The organism is Bradyrhizobium sp. 134 (genome assembly GCF_023074155.1).
Lineage (GTDB): Bacteria > Pseudomonadota > Alphaproteobacteria > Rhizobiales > Xanthobacteraceae > Bradyrhizobium.
In genome coordinates, this window is record NZ_JADPKX010000069.1 from 38,742 (window position 1) to 55,985 (window position 17,244).

Annotated in this window: 16 protein-coding genes and 1 tRNA gene; 11 read left to right on the forward strand and 6 right to left on the reverse strand. The window is 61.7% G+C overall.

Annotated elements, in window-relative coordinates:
- Positions 1-144: 144 nt before the first annotated feature.
- Complete coding sequence (gene thiL / locus IVA75_RS25315; RefSeq protein ID WP_247289360.1) at positions 145-1,143, forward strand: thiamine-phosphate kinase; 999 nt, start codon at positions 145-147, stop codon at positions 1,141-1,143.
- A gap of 235 nt (positions 1,144-1,378) precedes the next feature.
- On the forward strand, positions 1,379-3,499 hold the full coding sequence (locus tag IVA75_RS25320; protein WP_027567258.1) for a sodium-translocating pyrophosphatase: 2,121 nt from the start codon (positions 1,379-1,381) through the stop codon (positions 3,497-3,499).
- 270 nt (positions 3,500-3,769) lie between these two features.
- On the opposite strand, the gene IVA75_RS25325 is transcribed toward IVA75_RS25320, so the two are convergent.
- Both IVA75_RS25325 and IVA75_RS25330 read right to left on the reverse strand, forming a co-directional pair.
- On the reverse strand, positions 3,770-4,771 hold the full coding sequence (locus tag IVA75_RS25325) for a tripartite tricarboxylate transporter substrate binding protein (RefSeq protein ID WP_247289361.1): 1,002 nt from the start codon (positions 4,769-4,771) through the stop codon (positions 3,770-3,772).
- 86 nt (positions 4,772-4,857) lie between these two features.
- Entirely contained in the window at positions 4,858-5,343 is a 486-nt protein-coding gene (locus IVA75_RS25330; protein ID WP_027567256.1) for an outer membrane protein assembly factor BamE, read from the reverse strand.
- A gap of 98 nt (positions 5,344-5,441) precedes the next feature.
- On the opposite strand from IVA75_RS25330, the gene IVA75_RS25335 reads away from it, so the two are divergent.
- The 8 genes from IVA75_RS25335 (at position 5,442) to IVA75_RS25370 (ending at position 12,057) form a co-directional block, all read left to right on the forward strand.
- On the forward strand, positions 5,442-5,993 hold the full coding sequence (locus tag IVA75_RS25335; RefSeq protein ID WP_247289363.1) for a ubiquinol-cytochrome C chaperone family protein: 552 nt from the start codon (positions 5,442-5,444) through the stop codon (positions 5,991-5,993).
- On the forward strand, positions 5,990-6,553 hold the full coding sequence (locus tag IVA75_RS25340) for a DUF177 domain-containing protein (RefSeq protein ID WP_247289365.1): 564 nt from the start codon (positions 5,990-5,992) through the stop codon (positions 6,551-6,553). Before IVA75_RS25335 ends, IVA75_RS25340 begins: the two co-directional genes overlap by 4 nt.
- Positions 6,554-6,850: 297 nt before the next feature.
- Entirely contained in the window at positions 6,851-7,912 is a 1,062-nt protein-coding gene (gene plsX / locus IVA75_RS25345; protein ID WP_247289367.1) for a phosphate acyltransferase PlsX, read from the forward strand.
- The gene (locus IVA75_RS25350; RefSeq protein WP_026233249.1) at positions 7,909-8,889 is read left to right on the forward strand and encodes a beta-ketoacyl-ACP synthase III; all 981 of its coding nucleotides are present in this window, start codon (positions 7,909-7,911) and stop codon (positions 8,887-8,889) included. Before plsX ends, IVA75_RS25350 begins: the two co-directional genes overlap by 4 nt.
- Before the next feature lie 133 nt (positions 8,890-9,022).
- Positions 9,023-9,364: an integration host factor subunit alpha gene (locus IVA75_RS25355; protein ID WP_018456841.1), complete on the forward strand. Its 342-nt coding sequence runs from the start codon at positions 9,023-9,025 to the stop codon at positions 9,362-9,364.
- Positions 9,365-9,391: 27 nt separating this feature from the next.
- Entirely contained in the window at positions 9,392-9,970 is a 579-nt protein-coding gene (locus IVA75_RS25360) for a MerR family transcriptional regulator (RefSeq protein ID WP_007611070.1), read from the forward strand.
- A gap of 118 nt (positions 9,971-10,088) precedes the next feature.
- A tRNA-Pro gene (locus tag IVA75_RS25365) sits at positions 10,089-10,166 on the forward strand.
- An 82-nt stretch (positions 10,167-10,248) separates the two neighbouring features.
- Complete coding sequence (locus IVA75_RS25370) at positions 10,249-12,057, forward strand: AAA family ATPase (protein WP_247289369.1); 1,809 nt, start codon at positions 10,249-10,251, stop codon at positions 12,055-12,057.
- Here IVA75_RS25370 and IVA75_RS25375 read toward each other — a convergent pair.
- From IVA75_RS25375 to IVA75_RS25385, 3 genes are read right to left on the reverse strand one after another with little or no spacing between them, the layout of a single operon-like run.
- Complete coding sequence (locus tag IVA75_RS25375) at positions 12,008-12,694, reverse strand: hypothetical protein (RefSeq protein ID WP_247289371.1); 687 nt, start codon at positions 12,692-12,694, stop codon at positions 12,008-12,010. The two genes, IVA75_RS25370 and IVA75_RS25375, sit on opposite strands and share 50 nt — an antisense overlap.
- Positions 12,685-13,443, reverse strand: a complete 759-nt coding sequence (locus IVA75_RS25380) for a terminase family protein (protein ID WP_247289373.1) — start codon at positions 13,441-13,443, stop codon at positions 12,685-12,687. Before IVA75_RS25380 ends, IVA75_RS25375 begins: the two co-directional genes overlap by 10 nt.
- Positions 13,437-14,066, reverse strand: coding sequence for a hypothetical protein (locus IVA75_RS25385; RefSeq protein ID WP_247289375.1), 630 nt, complete (start codon positions 14,064-14,066; stop codon positions 13,437-13,439). The genes IVA75_RS25380 and IVA75_RS25385 overlap by 7 nt, the downstream gene beginning before the upstream one ends.
- Positions 14,067-14,369: 303 nt before the next feature.
- Between IVA75_RS25385 and IVA75_RS25390 the strand changes: the two genes are divergently transcribed.
- Positions 14,370-15,275: a hypothetical protein gene (locus IVA75_RS25390; RefSeq protein WP_247289377.1), complete on the forward strand. Its 906-nt coding sequence runs from the start codon at positions 14,370-14,372 to the stop codon at positions 15,273-15,275.
- Positions 15,276-15,488: 213 nt separating this feature from the next.
- Here IVA75_RS25390 and IVA75_RS25395 read toward each other — a convergent pair whose 3' ends face one another.
- Complete coding sequence (locus tag IVA75_RS25395; protein WP_247289378.1) at positions 15,489-17,222, reverse strand: AAA family ATPase; 1,734 nt, start codon at positions 17,220-17,222, stop codon at positions 15,489-15,491.
- Positions 17,223-17,244: the final 22 nt, after the last annotated feature.

Here is a 17,244-nt window from a genome sequence, read left to right on the forward strand (position 1 = left end):
CGGCTGCCCCATATTCCGCTGTCATCACCCGCGAAGGCGGGTGATCCAGTACGCCGCGGCCTATCGATGTCCCACGATCGTCTCTGGAATACTGGATCGCCCGGTCAAGCCGGGCGATGACAGCGATGTGTGTGGCTAACGCTAATGACCAGCCCGCACGATCCCTCCGCCGAAGACTCCCTCATCGCGCGCTATTTCAAGCCGCTGGCGACTGATCCCGGCGCGTTGGGGCTGGTCGACGATGCCGCCATCCTGCAGGCGCTCGGCAGCGACATCGTCGTCACCACAGACGCGGTGGTCGAGGGTGTGCATTATCTTGCCACCGATCCGCCCGACACCATCGCGCGCAAGGCGCTGCGGGTGAACCTGTCCGATCTCGCTGCCAAGGGGGCCGTGCCGGCCGGCTTCGTGCTGACACTGGCGCTGCGCAGCAGGGAAGACGGCTGGCTCAGGCCGTTCGCGGACGCGCTCGGCGAGGATGCGAAAACCTTCGCTTGTCCACTGCTCGGCGGCGATACGGTGTCGACGCCGGGGCCGCAGATGATCTCGATCACCGCCTTTGGCCGCGTGCCGCAGGGGCGGATGGTCGGCCGCGCCGGCGCCCAGCCGGGCGACCGTATTCTGGTGACGGGGACGATCGGCGACGCCGCGCTTGGCCTCGATGTGCTCAAGGGCGGCGCGGTGGCGAATGCGCTGGCCTCCGATCCGCACGCGCGCGAGACGCTGATCTCGCGCTATCGCGTGCCGCAGCCGCGCAATGCTCTCGCGCACGGCGTGCGTGACCATGCAACGGCTGCGATGGATGTCTCCGACGGGCTTGCAGGAGACCTGACCAAGCTCTGTGCGGCGTCAGGCGTCTCGGCCACGATCGAGGTGACCAGCGTGCCGCTCTCGGCCGCTGCCGCCGGCCTGATCGCGGGCAACGTCGTTTCCGTTGAGACGCTGCTGGCCGGGGGGGACGATTACGAGGTGCTGTGCACCGTTCCGCCGGCGCAAGGCGACGCACTGATTGCCTTGGGGCGGGCGGCCGGCCTTGCCGTCACGGCCATCGGCACGATCGTCGCGGGCCATGAGCGGCCGCGCTTCCTGGACGGGCAGGGCCAGCAGCTGGTCTTGAAGCGACTGTCCTACAGCCACTTCTAGGAATTGCTCCAAACCGGCGTCCGGGCTGCCAAGACTGGCTAAATACCTGCCGAGATCGGCTTTTCGGGCTTATCTGGCGTTGCACCCTCAATTTGATTTTGGCAAGGTCGTGACCGACTAGGGCCGCGCCTTCGGGCAAGGGGCGGCCCTTTTCAAATCAAGGCGCCGCACCGCACGACGGAAAAACAAAAGGCGCCGGGGGTACGTTCATCAAGGATCTGAGGCAAAAAATCACATGACAGCATTATGGTTGATTGTGCTCTGCGGAGTGCTTTCCGTCGTCTACGCGATCTGGGCGACGTCTTCGGTGTTGAGCGCGGATGCGGGGTCTCCGCGCATGCAGGAAATCGCGGCGGCGGTGGCCGAGGGCGCGCAGGCCTATCTCAAGCGACAGTACATGACGATCGGCATGGTCGGCGTCGTGATTTTCGCCCTGCTGGCCTACTTCCTCGGCATGCTGGTTGCGATCGGCTTCCTGATCGGTGCGGTGTTGTCGGGCGCGGCGGGCTTCATCGGTATGAACGTCTCGGTTCGCGCCAATGTGCGGACCGCGCAGGCGGCGACGACGTCGCTTGCCGGCGGCCTCGAGCTCGCCTTCAAGGCGGGCGCCATCACCGGCATGCTAGTCGCGGGTCTCGCACTGCTCGGCGTTACCATCTATTTCGCCTATCTCACGCACGGCATGGGGCTGAAGGCCAACGACCGTGTCGTCGTCGATGCGCTGGTGGCGCTCGGCTTCGGCGCCTCGCTGATCTCGATCTTCGCCCGTCTCGGCGGCGGCATCTTCACCAAGGGTGCTGACGTCGGCGGCGATCTCGTCGGAAAGGTCGAGGCCGGCATTCCTGAGGACGATCCGCGCAACCCGGCGACCATCGCCGACAACGTCGGTGACAATGTCGGTGACTGCGCCGGCATGGCGGCCGACCTGTTTGAGACCTATGCGGTGACTGCGGTCGCCACCATGGTGCTCGCCGCGATCTTCTTCGCGACCTCGCCGCTGCTGGTGAACATGATGACCCTGCCGCTCGCCATTGGCGGCGTCTGCATCATCACCTCGATCATCGGCACCTTCTTCGTCAAGCTCGGCGCCAGCCAGTCGATCATGGGTGCGCTCTACAAGGGCCTGATCGCGACCGGCGTGCTGTCGATCGTGGGCGTTGCCGGCGTCATCTACTGGCTGATCGGTTTCGGCCCGCTGGAAGGCGTGAAGTATACCGGCATGGCGCTGTTCGAGTGCGGCGTCGTCGGCCTCGTCGTTACCGGGCTGATCATCGTGATCACCGAATACTATACCGGCACCGATTATCGTCCGGTCAAGTCGATCGCGGCGTCGTCGGTTACCGGTCACGGCACCAACGTGATCCAGGGCCTGGCGATCTCGATGGAATCCACCGCTGGTCCGGCGCTGGTGATCATCGCCGGCATTCTCGTCACTTACAGCCTTGCCGGCTTGTTCGGCATTGCGATTGCGACCGCCACCATGCTGGCGCTGGCTGGGATGGTCGTGGCGCTCGACGCTTTCGGCCCGGTCACCGACAATGCCGGCGGCATAGCCGAAATGGCCGGTCTTCCGAAGGAAGTCCGCAAGTCCACCGACGCGCTCGACGCGGTCGGCAACACCACCAAGGCGGTCACCAAGGGCTATGCGATCGGCTCCGCCGGTCTCGGCGCGCTGGTGCTGTTCGCGGCTTACAATGAAGACCTCAAATTCTTCATCGCCAACGCCGCGAAGTATCCGTACTTCCAAGGCGTACTGCCCGACTTCTCGCTCAACAATCCTTACGTCGTCGTCGGCCTCTTGTTTGGCGGCCTGCTGCCGTATCTGTTCGGCGCGATGGGCATGACCGCCGTGGGCCGTGCGGCCAGCGCGATCGTCGAGGAAGTGCGGCGCCAGTTCCGCGAGAAGCCCGGCATCATGCAGGGCACCGACAAGCCGGACTACGGCAGGGCCGTCGACCTGCTGACCAAGGCGGCGATCAAAGAAATGATCATTCCGTCGCTGCTGCCGGTGCTGTCGCCGATCTTCGTCTATTTCGTGATCTACGCGATCGCAGGTGGCGGTGCCGTCGGCAAGTCGGCCGCGTTCTCCGCCGTCGGCGCCATGCTGCTCGGCGTGATTGTGACGGGCCTGTTCGTCGCAATCTCCATGACCTCGGGCGGCGGTGCCTGGGACAACGCCAAGAAGTACATCGAGGACGGCCATTACGGCGGCAAGGGCAGTGATGCCCACAAGGCGGCCGTGACCGGTGACACCGTCGGCGATCCCTACAAGGACACGGCAGGTCCCGCGGTGAACCCGATGATCAAGATCACGAACATCGTGGCGCTGCTGCTGCTGGCGATCCTCGCGCACTGAACCAGAGGCAGCTTTCCTGCGACAAACCCGCGGTGCAAACCGCGGGTTTTTGTTATCCGCTTTGCGGGAGCGTCGCCATGAAGTTCGAGACGACCAGATGTATCCGGTGCGGCTGCGACATGTTGGCGGCCGACAGTGTTTGTCCAACTTGCGGCAAGACGCAAAGGGGCTCCCGGCAATCCGGGCCTCGCACAATGTTGGCAGTCGCGCTGGCGGCGGCCGTCCTCTTAGCCTTCAACTGGTTCAAATCCCCAGCGCCACAAGCAGGGCCTACTGCACGTCCATCTGCAGCCCTTCCTTCTGGATGACGCCGGCGAACTTCTTCGTCTCGGCGTCCACGAAGGCGGCAAACTGGTCGGGCGTGCCGTAGTCGGCGCGGGCGCCCATGGCCACGATGTTCTTCTTGATGTCGTCGCGCTCGAGCATCGCCTTCACTTGAAGGTTGAGCGCTTCGACAACGGCGGGCTGCACACCCTTCGGCAGGAACACCGAGAACCACGACGAGACGTCGAAAGCCGCAAGCTCCGGCGCGCTCTCGCGCATGGTCGGCAGGTTCGGCGCAAGGTCGCTACGCTCGGTCGTGGTGACGCAGAGGCCGGTCAGGGTGCCGTTCTGCACCTGCGGCAGGCTCGGATAGAGATTGTCGAACAGGATCTGGATGTCGCCGGCGAGCGCCGCCTGGAGCGCGGGACCGGCGCCGCGGAACGGGATATGCGTCATCTTCAGGCCGGTGAGCTGCAGGAACCAGGCGCCTGTGAGGTGAGGGCTCTGGCCGACGCCGGAGGAGGCGTAGCTGAGCTTGTCCGGATTGGCCTTGAGATAGGCGACCAGCTCGGCGATCGACTTGATGCCGGTCTTGGGATGAGCCGAGACGATGTTCGGGATCCGGATCATGTTGGAGACCGGCTGGAGCTGGTCCGGCTTGTAGGTGAGGTTCTTGAAGATGCTGTAGGCGATCGCGTTCGGACCGGGATTGCCGATCAGGATGGTGTGGCCGTCCGGCTTGGCGCGGACCACCTCGGCCGTGCCGATCGTGCCGCCGCCGCCGGAGCGATTTTCCACCACGGCCGATTGGCCCCAGGCGGTTTGCAGGTGCGCGGCCAGAAGCCGCCCCATCACGTCGGTCGAACCGCCGGCGGCAGCCGGCACGACGAGGCGGACGTTCTCGGTGGGCTTCCAGTCCGCCAGGCTCGATCGCGGCAGGATCGCTGCGGCCGAGAGGGCGGCAGCACCCGTGAGCACGCGACGGCGGGACAGCAATTGTTTGGGCACGAATCCACTCCCTGCATCTTGTTTTGCAGGGAGCGTATGGAACAGGACGCGCAACGGCAAGCCGCACGAAGCCGCAGGCTGAAGGCTCAGTTAAAGCTGAGCAGCTTGAAGATCGGCGTGAGGTAGCTCATCTCCTGGCCCGACGTCGGCGTGGTGCGGCTGATGAAGTCGAAGATCTTGCCGTCCTGCAGGCCGTAATTCGCAAGCCGGCGCACGCGCCGGTTCTTGTCGAAATAGACCGCGATGACGCGCTGATCGACCACCTTCTGATTCATGAAGGCGACCATGCGCTCCGAGCGCTGCGAGATGTAATAGAACACCTCGCCGTCGAGGGTTGCGACGGTGGAGGGGGTGCCCATCACGATCAGCACCTGGTCCTGGCTCGCGCCAATCGGGATCTGCTCCAGCGCGTTGGGCGGCAGGATGTAACCCTTCTGGAACTGCTCGCCGGTGCAGCCCGCAAGCGCAGCCCCAACCAGGGCCGCGGCCGCGAACAGGCGCAAGCCGCGCCAACGTGCTTGAAGGCCGCGCCGCTTGTCTGCACGCAGGCTGGTCTGGTTCGTTATCGTCATAGCGGAACTGATTCCGTCCCCTTGCGTCGCGCGAGGCGCTGAAGTACCGGGCGGAGGCTCTGAATGCAACACGCGCGCGCCCGCTTGCGGAAACCACAATGCTTTGGCCGTTCAATCACTTCAGGAAACCCCGCCTAGCCTCGCCGGGCACCATTGAAGCCATCTATGGCATGATCGTGACGCAGGCGCGAGAACCCATATTTTACCGAGACTTGGGCGTGCCGGATAGCGTTAACGGGCGTTTCGATCTGTTGCTGCTGCACCTCTGGCTGCTGCTGCGCCGTCTGCGCACGGTTCAGGGCGCCACCGAGCTGTCGCAGGCGCTGTTCGACCGCTTCTGCGAGGATATGGACGACAATCTGCGCGAGATGGGGATAGGCGACCAGACCGTGCCGAAGCGGATGCGGGCCTTCGGCGAGGCATTTTACGGCCGGGTCCAGGCCTACGATCAGGCCATGGAAAGCGGAGGCGAGGCGCTAGCATCGGCGATCTGCAAGAATATCTTGAATGGGGCCGGCATGGACCAGGCGCAGCGGCTCGCGGCCTATGCCAGGGCTGCCGAGGCCGACCTCGGCCGGACCGGCGAGGCCGCATTGTTGGCCGCGTCTTTCAAGTTTCCCCCAGCGCTCCCTGAGGATGTCACGCCATGAGCCGACCGATTACCGCATCCGGGCCCGATCCCTGGCAGGTGCCCGTCATCGTTGCACAGATCCCGGATACCGGCCTGCATCGCAAGCTCGAGGCCTCGGCCGCCGAGCGGCAGGCTATGGCCGAGACGGCAGGCTTGCGCGAGGTTGTCTCTGCCCAGGCCACCTTCGATGTCGTGCCGAGAAGCGGCAACCAGATCCAGGTCACGGGGCACGTCCGCGCCCGGATCGGCCAGACCTGTGTGGTCACGCTTGACCCGATGGAGAGCGAGATCGACGAGGAGGTGGACCTGATATTTGCCCCCGAGGCCGAAGTCCGCCGCCTGGCCGAGCTGATGGAGGAGGGGCACGACGATCAGGAGCAGGTCGCCGACCCCCCGGAGGCGATCGTCAATGGCATCATCGACCTCGGCCGGCTCGCCACCGACGCCCTATTCCTGGCGGTGGATCCCTATCCGCGGAAGCCGGGGGTGGTGTTTGAGCCCGAGGTCACCGCCCCCGATCCGGAGGACCATCCCTTCGCGGTCCTGAAGGCACTCCAGGACAAGAAGAAAGACCAATAGGTGCCGTCTTTCCCAGAGACCGCTTTGCTACCGGGCGCGAGGTGTTTGCGATCGTGGTTTGAAAGGTCGAATTATCTGTTTGATTTTGATGTACTTCTCGTGAATTCCGCCGTCTGCGGCCGGATCGTCCCGAATGCAAAAGGCTGGGGGCAAGAGGTTGTTTCGGGATAACAAAACGCTATTGTCGCGCCCCGGTCCGGGTGCGGCGTGGCGCTTGACCGACCGCCATGTTCGTGGCGAACCCATTTGCGGCCCCGCTCGTTCAAGACCGCACCAGACCAGGTTTCCAGGACTTTTATGCCAAGCAAGGTTCGCATCGCGCTTGACGCCATGGGGGGCGACGCCGGCGCCGCGGTGGTCATCCCAGGCGCCGCCATCTCGCTTGCCAGGCATCGCGAGATCGAATTCCTGCTGATCGGGGACCGCGCCAAGATCGAGCCCGAGCTCGACCGCCACCCCGCGCTGAAGGCCGCCTCGAAGATCATCCATACCGATGTCGCGGTCAGCGGCGAGGACAAGCCGAGCCAGGCGCTGCGGCGCGGCCGCAGGACCTCCTCCATGTGGCTTGCCATCGATGCTGTGAAAAAGGGCGAGGCGGATGTCGCGGTCTCCGCCGGGAATACCGGCGCGCTGATGGCGATGTCGCGCTTCCACCTGCGCACGCTGCCGGGCGTCGATCGTCCGGCCATCGCCGGCATGTGGCCGACCAGGCGCGGCGATTCCGTGGTCCTCGACCTCGGCGCCAGCATCGGCGGCGATACCCACCATCTGGTGTCGCTCGCCATCATGGGCGCGGCGATGGCCAGCGTGTTGTTCAACAAGAAGCGTCCCACGGTCGGCCTGCTCAATATCGGGGTCGAGGAGATCAAGGGGCACGAGGAGATTCGCGAGGCCGGCGAAATCCTGCGCGCCAGGAACCTCCCCGAGCTCGACTATCTCGGCTTCGTCGAGGGCGACGGCATCGGCAAGGGAGTGGCGGACGTCATCGTCACCGAAGGCTACAGCGGCAACATCGCGCTGAAGGCCGCGGAGGGAACCGCACGGCAGATGGCGGAATTGCTCCGGGACGAGATGAAACGGGGCTGGCTGTCAAAGCTCGGCTATCTCTTTGCGCGCAACGCCTTCCAGGCCCTGCGGAACAAGATGGACCCGAACAAATCCAACGGCGGCGTGTTGCTGGGGTTGAACGGGATCGTGGTCAAGAGCCATGGCGGAATCGCCGCCGAAGGCTTTGCCTATGCGATTGATGTTGGCTATGAGATGGTCAAATTCGATCTCCTCAACAAGATCAATCAGATGCTCAACCGCGAAGGTGGTGCACTCAATTCCGTGCAAGCCGCGCAGGAGGCTGTTTCGTGACTCAAATTCGTTCGGTCGTGCTGGGCTGCGGCTCTTATTTGCCGGAGCAGGTGGTGACCAACGCCCAATTGGCGGCGCGCATTGACACGTCCGACGAGTGGATCGTGCAGCGCACCGGCATTCGCGAGCGGCACATCGCGGCCGAGGGCGAGTTCACCTCGCATCTGGCGCTCAAGGCGGCGCAGGCTGCGCTCGCCGATGCCGGCGTGGACGCGCAGTCGATCGACCTGATCGTGCTCGCGACCTCGACCCCTGACAACACTTTCCCCGCCAGCGCGGTCGCCGTGCAGCATGGGCTCGGCATCAACCATGGCGCGGCCTTCGACCTTCAGGCGGTGTGCTCGGGCTTCGTGTTCGGGCTCGCCACCGCCGATAATTTCCTGCGCACGGGCGCCTTCAAGCGCGCGCTGGTGATCGGCGCGGAAACCTTCTCGCGCATCCTCGACTGGACCGATCGCGGCACCTGCGTGCTGTTCGGCGACGGCGCCGGCGCGGTGGTGCTGGAGGCGCAGGAGCAGCCGGGCAATGCCGCGACCGACCGGGGGATCGTGACCACGCATTTGCGCTCCGACGGCCGCCACAAGGCGAAGCTGTTCGTCGACGGCGGCCCGTCCTCGACCCAGACTGTCGGCCATCTGCGCATGGAGGGCCGCGAGGTCTTCAAGCACGCGGTCGGCATGATCACCGATGTGATCGTCGATGCCTTCAAGGCGACCGGGCTCAATGCCGACAGCATCGACTGGTTCGTGCCGCACCAGGCCAACAAGCGAATCATCGACGCGTCCGCGCACAAGCTCCACATCGCGCCGGAAAAGGTGGTGCTGACGGTGGACCTTCACGGCAACACCTCGGCGGCCTCGATCCCGCTGGCGCTGTCGGTGGCGCGCAAGGACGGCCGCATCAAGCGCGGCGACCTGGTTCTGCTCGAAGCCATGGGCGGCGGCTTCACCTGGGGCTCCGCGCTGGTGCGCTGGTAAGCCACAGTCGATAAAATTTTGCCCGAATCAGATCGGATTATCGATGCGCCTGCATTGATGAGCGCTGTTGACCGCCGTATCGTAAGCTCATAATTTCAGACAACAATTGTTCGCCGTGATGTGGGGCAGGGCGATGACCGATCAAAGTAAAACCGTAACGCGTGTCGATCTGTGCGAAGCCGTCTACCAGAAGGTGGGGCTGTCGCGCACGGAATCGTCTGCCTTCGTGGAACTCGTGCTGAAGGAGATCACCGATTGCCTTGAGAAAGGCGAGACGGTGAAGCTGTCCTCGTTCGGCTCCTTCATGGTCCGCAAGAAGGGGCAGCGCATCGGTCGCAACCCGAAGACCGGCACCGAGGTGCCGATCTCGCCGCGCCGGGTCATGGTGTTCAAGCCGTCCGCAATCCTGAAGCAGCGGATCAACGCCCAGCACCGCACCAATGGCGACGCCAGCAAGGCGCAACCCGAGGCGTAATCCGCCTTCCGGATAAGGATTTGGCATTTGGACAAGGCGCCGGATGCGTTCCGAACCATCAGCGAAGTAGCGCAGGAACTCGACATTCCGCAGCACGTGCTGCGGTTCTGGGAGACGCGTTTCTCCCAGATCAAGCCGATGAAGCGCAGCGGCGGCCGCCGCTATTATCGCCCCGACGACGTCGACCTGCTCAAGGGTATCCGCCGTCTCCTCTACGGCGAGGGCTACACCATCCGCGGCGTGCAGCGGATCCTCAAGGAGCACGGCGTCAAATCGGTGCAGGGCCTCGCCGACAGCGCGGCCGCGGTCTCGTTCGGGGCTATCGAGGACGCCGTCGGCGCCAGCCTGATGGAGCCCGAGGAGGAGACCGGCGTCCGCGGCGCCCGCGATAGTGACGACGACGATTACCAGGGCGAGGAGGAGGAGGGCATCGACTTCCGCTTCTCCGAGACCGACGACGAGGAAATCCTCACCACCTTCCGCAAGGGCGGCACCCCCGCCGCGCCCGCAGGCCCCAGCGCCATCGACCGGGAGCGCCTCGGACGGGTGCTCGCCGAACTCATCGCCTGCCGCGAAATGCTGGATCAGGCGCTCAAGGACGCCTGACGCCGGATCTCCTCGGCTTTGGGGGCAGTTCCGGTGCCTTTCGGCAGAGGCACCAAAATCCAAAATGGTGTGACCTCGCCTTGCGCAAACCGGCGATCCTAGCTAATGGAACGACGTTCGGAGCGTGGCGCAGCCCGGTTAGCGCACTAGTCTGGGAGACTAGGGGTCGGAGGTTCAAATCCTCTCGCTCCGACCAATACTTAGCCGGAATTCAGGGCATCCGGATTTCTTAAAAGGTAACGTGCGGGGTAACGGCGTTTTCCGCGAGGGGGCTTTGAATGAGCTGGTTGGATCGGTGGAAGCGACCAAGCACTCAACCGCCCCCGTTGGACAGCCAACGCGGCCTGGATTTCCATCTCACCCAAATCGAGTTCTCAGATGGAAGAAGCATCTCGCTGCGGCACGATTCGATTTTGGTGCTGACGGGTGCAAACAACGTCGGCAAAAGCTCAACGTTGACAGAAATTTTCGATCACGTGGTTGATGGACACGCTCTTGGCCCGCTCTTGCGTTCGGTTTCAGTCCGAGCGAAGGGCCCGACTAACGCATTTGTCGAGTACGTAAACTTGAAATCTCTTCCAGCCGACATGGGCTATGTGAACTTAGATGGAAGACCCTACCGCATTTCTGATTTTGAAGATGATATAAAGAGGAGTTTTGTCGGTTCACGCGCAGCTATTTCTTTCTTTAACCACCTCACCGCCATCAAGCGACTCGAGGCCGCAAATCCTTCGACACGTGAAAATCGGCCGGAGCAATCTAAGAAGCCGATTCAGTGGCTGGAATTTGATAGCGAGACTGAGAGCAAGATCAGTTCGCTATTCGAACGCATATTCGGGGTTCACCTAGTTCTAAACCGGTTAGCCGGGGATAGACTAAAGCTTCATATTAGCAAAAATGGTCCGCACACAAATACCCCTAGCTTCACCCGGGAGAGTGTAGCGCGGCTCGCTCAACTCCCGCAGCTTGAGCGGCAAGGCGACGGGATGCGGAGCTTTGCAGGAATGATGCTCAGTCTGTTAGTGAACCCAAAAAAGGTGGTTCTAATCGACGAGCCAGAGGCGTTTTTGCACCCGCCGCAGATACGTAAACTGGCTGACGTCATCGCGCGAGAGACACCGGAACAAACTCAAATAATCGTCGCGACGCACAACGACGAATTTATAAGAGGTCTGCTTGATGTCTCGGGCGACCGTGTAACGGTTGCGAGAATAGTTCGCAAAAAAGATGATGCCACTGCCGTATCTGTGTTGGACTCCACTCAAATAACAAATCTTTGGACAGACCCGCTGTTACGAACCTCTGATGTCCTCTCCGCCCTGTTTCACGAAGCGGCCATCATTTGTGAGGGAGAATCAGATGCCCGATTTTTCAGGGCTCTAATTGATGCGATCACGACGGAACAGCGGCGGCCTGACATTCGATTTTATCATTTCGGCGGAAAAGATAAAGTGACCAGCATCGCCAAGGCTTTGAAGCTTGTGAGCGTCCCCGTCGTCGCGGTGGTTGACATTGATGTACTCTCGGACAAAGCAAAATTTTTAGCGCTTTTTTCTACGATGGGCGGAAATGCTGCCGAGATAGAAAAAGATTTGACGCTTCTTGTTAGTCGAGTTCAGTCGAAACGAAAAGATCCGACCAGCATAGAAGTCGCGCTGGAGCTGGAGAGGATCGCAAATGAACTGCGCAATACCTCTTCGATTACGGATCAATCTCGGAAACAAATAGCGGATATCGGAAAGACACCATCTCCATGGCAGCGCATCAAAGAAGATGGCTACCGAGGATTCGCCGACGCCACCCTCATCAATGCGTTTCAGAGGATATCTGCGGCTTCGGAGGCGGTCGGTCTACTGATTTTGAAGGAGGGCGAATTAGAGGGCTTCTGCAGGAGCTTTTCCCGGAAACACAAATCCGAGTGGTTAGCGTCGGTACTGCAACTCAATCTAGAAGAAGACGAAAAGCTCGCTGAGGCTCGGAGTTTTGCAACGAACCTATTAACCGTCGTTTCTCACGTGATCGACGACCTCCCCCAGCCTAAAGCCTCAACTCTTCCCGGTGCCACGTCGGCCTGTTCGTCGCGATGAACAGCGCGATGCAGATCGCTAGGATCAGGTCGTCATGGGCGCCGGACCGTGCGTTGTAGGTGACGCGTCCACTTTCGGAGACCTTGCGTCCAAAGTCCCGCAATTCCTCCTTGAGCGCCGTCGACTCCATCAGATCAGCAGCGATCTTTAGCTCTCCCGAGTGCATGCGCGATTCTAGGCCAGAGACGAGAAATCCTTTCGGCACATGGTGCGTGTTGCCGCCGTTCATCGTCACTTCGTTGCCGGCGGTGATCAAGACCTTTTGCGGGCGCAAGCCGGCCCGTTCGAATTGATCAGCGACGGGGCGGCCGCAACCGGTGAAGTCGAGCGCGAACGTCGCGCCGACCAAGGGTTCACGTCCCAACAGATTCGCCACATGCTCAATTTGCTGCGGGTACGGCATGCCCAGCGGCAGGCGCTCCAAATGCCGCACCAGAAAACGTTCGGTCTTGGTTTGGCGCAACACGCGGTTCTTATCGTCGCGCACGTGCTCACCGGGGATAACCTTGTAATTGAGCGCGCAGATCGCGCTTGGATCGATGGACTGGCCGACGTCGAGACCCACGATCCATTCGTCGCGCGGGCGCACGTCGGCGCGTCGCCATCCAGACGGGTCCACCATCGTCATCATTTCCATAGCGGCCTCACCTCAGGGTCAAACATCATTTCCACTAGGCTCGAGTTGAACGCTGCGATGTCCGAGTCTAGGAATTCGCAAAGGTATTCTTCGCGGAATTTCGTCTCACCGAGATTCTTCCTCTCACGGGCCAAGAATTCGGGCGTGATGCGGTCGCACGATCCCAACTCGACGTGGATGCGATGCCAGTCCGGGTCATTGCTGGTCCACGTCTCGTAAAAAACGCCGCGCTTGCCTTTGGGCGTGGACAAATAGACGAGCTGGCCGCGGGTGTTCGTGGCGAGCATGGGCCGGACGGCGGTAATTAGCGCGTCCGAGCACCGACTCGTTTCGTCGATAATCGCGAGGCGCACGTTGGCCAGGCCGCGGAGCGTGTCGCCGTCATTGTCGCCGGGCAGCGCCAGGATGCGGCTCCTGTTCTCGAGTTCGATGCGGCGCGCGGCGTCGCCGATCAGCGCGGGGGCATTCGCGATACGACCGTAGGCGGAGCGCGCCCGTCGCACGAATTCATCGGACAAGCGTTGCGCCGGCGAAACGATCAGAACCAGGCTGTCGGGCTCTGCCGTGGCCACCGAAAGCGCCTTCATCACGGCCGCCTCAGTTTTCCCGTGCTGCCGGGGTATCAGCATTGCGACCTGCGGCGCATTGGAACGCACAAAGTCGGCCTGCCACTGGTCTAGATCAATGTCCGCGTCCTGTGCGAGCAGCGCAGGATCCAAGGCGCGGGCGAAGTCCGTGGCCATCAACATGGCGGCGGCACTGGACAGGGCGGGGGCGTGATCGCCTGGGCATCGATTACCAAGAGGGGCTTGCCGGCGCGCCGCGTGATGTCGTGGGCAGCGTCGCTTTCCAGCCGATGCAGGGCCGCACCGACTGCCTGCGAGGCCGCGGGGAAGGGGCGCAGGGCGTTGACGATCGCCTGGCGCACCGCCAGGTAATCGGCGCTGATCAGGAGCGACGTCGACCGCACGTCGTGGCGCTGCACGATCATGCCGAGCAGCTTCCCGACCAAGGCCAGGTTCGCCGTAATGGCCCCCTCCGCACTGATGGCCGCTTTGATGTCGGCGAAGTCTATTGCGGTGGCCACGTGCTGTTGCAGGCGCGCGCGCTGGTGCACGAGCTGCGACAGCAAGCCTTCCTGCTCGCTCGTCTGTAGCGCCTCGAGGTCAATCTCGGTGGGCTTCTGCGCCGTCAGGATCGCCGCCCGCATAGCCGGGCTGACGTGGTTGGCAGCATGGCGACCGACTGCATCGGCGCTCACATTGAAGCGGCGGGCGAGCGCGTTGTGCGCGATGCCATGCGCGAGCCCAATCTCGATCTGGTGCCGAGACTTGTGGGAGCAGATAGAACACTTCGGGCCGGTTTTGCCCATTACTCAACTCACCTGCGATCTGGCCACGCGAATTCGCGTTTCGATACCCTGATGTTTACCCCGGATAAGGAAAAAATCAGTGAATTATCGAAAGTGCTGCAACTGTAGTAACGAAGGCTAACAGAGCACTAGTCAGTAGAACTAAAGCTCATCGCATCCAACGAACAATGCGACGCGAACTGGTGCCAGAGAGCACGCGAATTAACAAAAGCGTCCGCATAAGGACACTTCAACTTGTAAGTGCTCCCGGATAGAATTCCTTTCCTGCGTTGACTGAGGAAATTGCCAGCCGCGGAGACCGCAATGCTCTCAAAAGAAATCGTTCAGACGCTTGGCGGCTATCTCAGTTATGGAGCCATTGGCCTTGGCCTCGCTGTCGCGGTATTGGCAACGATCCTGCTAATTTCGAAAAGCGCCGCCGCTGGCCGCTTCATGCAGTTTGCGCTCGTCCTTGTAGTAATTGGATCAGGTGTCGAGCTGTTGAGAATCTACGCCGCGAATGCCGCGACGTGGCGGGTCTTCGTCGCTTCGCAAAATCTGCCCGATGAGTTCTGGAACGATTTCCTTCTCTCCAGACAACAAAAGATGTTTGGACTCGCAGAGCCGACTGACGAATACACAAGCGGCTCCTTTAAGGAGGGGGACACGAAGACGGTGCAAATCCACATTCCGAAGGGAGAATGTCGGTACTATTTCGCAGCCGTTCGGCCGCCCGCTAAAGTAAGTGTTCAAATCAGTGATAACGAAAGCAACGCGAGGACCCTGAGGGCGACCGACTATTATCGAACGGGAAAGATCTGCGTACCCAGCGCAAGCTCGACACATGAGATTGGCGTACAGGTCCAAATGACTGATAGTGATGGCCAGTTCTCGATATCAGCGTTCAAGGCTCCTCCGGAGGAAGAGGCGCCGCCAGCTTCCGCGTCGACAACGTCTCAAACAACTCCCCAAGCCAATCCGTCACCCGTTCCAACCCCAACTCCTACGCCAGCTCCGCAGACGAAAGTTGCGAGGCGAGTGGTCTGTACGGGAGAATTCGAAGCCAATTGCGCGGGGCCGCACGACGCATTCTTCACATGCGGTTTTTTCGGGGGCGACGATCAGATCGCATCGCAAATGTGCAAAGGGTCGCCATCTAATGGCGTACGTATCAACACAAAAGGCGGGAATAAGTGCGGATACTCCTTAATTGAGGTGACTTGCGGTTAGCCAAGTTCACTTTTCCAGTTCATTTCCATGTTGACGACGCGCGTTGGTTCACTGGTTCACCTATAGGGATATGACTGAACCGAACCAGACGATGATGGGGCAGAAATGCCCCCCATCGTGTCGTCCGTGGTTCACGGAGTGGTTCAGGCGAACCAGCTTGAATCCAGGGCTTTTGGCTCTCATGGTTCGGTTTTGGTTCGCCCCGTGGTTCGTTCAATTTGGACCTGGAAAACGCGCCGGCGGTAGCGGTGGTTGGTTCACCCCTGAACCACGCGAATCCATGCTGTTTAGCTCCCGCTGGCCGACGGCCGTCAACGTCCAGCCATTGCGCTCCGAGCGGATCAGTTTCTGTTGTTCGAGCTTTTGCGCCAAGCGGTACACGCGGCTGTCGCTCATTCCGAGCAACTTCGCCACTTCCCGGCGGCTTTTGCGGGCATGCTGATCGATGGTCCGCAAGAGCGCGTCCTCGTCCCGCTCATTCGCTCGCTCGCGCTCCACGAGGCCCATGTCCGAGACGGGCCGAGCGACAACGGTCGGGATTGGGCGCCCTTTGGTGTCCCGCAGCTTCGGGTGCTGCACGACCACCAGTTCGAAGTGTACGGGCTCGAACGATGGTCCGCGAAACTTCCCAAGGGCTTCGAAGGCAATCAGTTGACCGTTCCGGCGCAAGGCAACGTTGCCGTCCACCTCGTTCAAGAACGCCCCGCCGCCCTTCGGGATCAGGTCGTCGTCGGCCGCGCGCTTAGTCGGATGCGCTAGGGCGAGCACGCATGGCCCACCAGGAAGGTTTGTCATAGAGCGCAGTAGGCGGGCGTAGTTGCCCATTTGGACGTTGTCATTGTCGTCGTCGCCCTCGAAATACGCGGCTACGGTGTCGACGATGATCAGGGTTGGCTTTAGGCCCTTGGCAACCACTTCAGTTTCGATGTTCGCAACGTTCTCCGAAATCTTCACTACGCCGTTGATGAAATGGACGTCCACGGCGTCGGGGTCGATGCCCATCTCTTGGGTCACCCCCAGCCATCGCGCTTGGACGTCGGTGGGATTTTCGCCGGCCGCGTATATCACGGTCCCTTTCTCGACCTCGATGCCCCCGATCGAACGACCTGTCGCCACGTGTGCAGCGAGGCGCATAGCTGCCGCGGTCTTGCCGCCGCCCGTTTTGGCGGTCATCGAGTAGCAAAAGCGCCGCTGGAAGATCCGGTCGACAACGTAGTCTGGCGGCACGAAATCGCAAACGAACTGACCCGACGACTGAATCAGGTTGGTGGGTGCAGCCGGCTTCGGAAACGGGATCACGGGCATCGCTTTGGTTTTCTCCAGCAGTTCGCGGAAGTGGCGATCCCGCCAACGTTCGAATTTCAGCCCATCGCCCCAAGGGCGCGTGTCCGCTTGCCACTGGGCATAGCCGGCGTCGTCGAGATCGAAAAATTTCTGAACCCGCTTCCGGTGGCGCTCAACTCGGGCATCTCGTTCTGCTTGATCGGCCGCGCGCTTCGCCCCCACCTTGGCGGCCAAGTCGTTCAGGATTTTCTCCGTGCGCTCCCACGCGTCGCCGCATGGCTCGTAACCACGCTCGCGTTCGTAGTGCATCACGTCGATAATGAGTTGATCTAACCAATGCTTGGGGCGGTCGTAGGCTGCCCACTCGTCGACTAGGGCCGCTTCGTATTGCTCTATGGTCACGGGCTGGCGCGGGTCGCCGGGGCCTAGCAGATGCTCGGCGAGCAGTGGCGATTCGTACTCATGCATGAGATCACGCCAGATCTCGAAGCCTTCCGAGTTGGGCCACTGGCGATGGATGTCCCATCCAAGAGCTAGTGGAGGCGACATTTCCGGCTCGTACTTGCCACCGCACCACCAGTAGGTGAGATCGTGAAGCGCATCGATGCTAAGGCTGGCGGAAAGGCGTTCGGCCTCGTCGATTTCCAACAGACTCAAACTCATGGGTACTCCTTTACTATGGAGC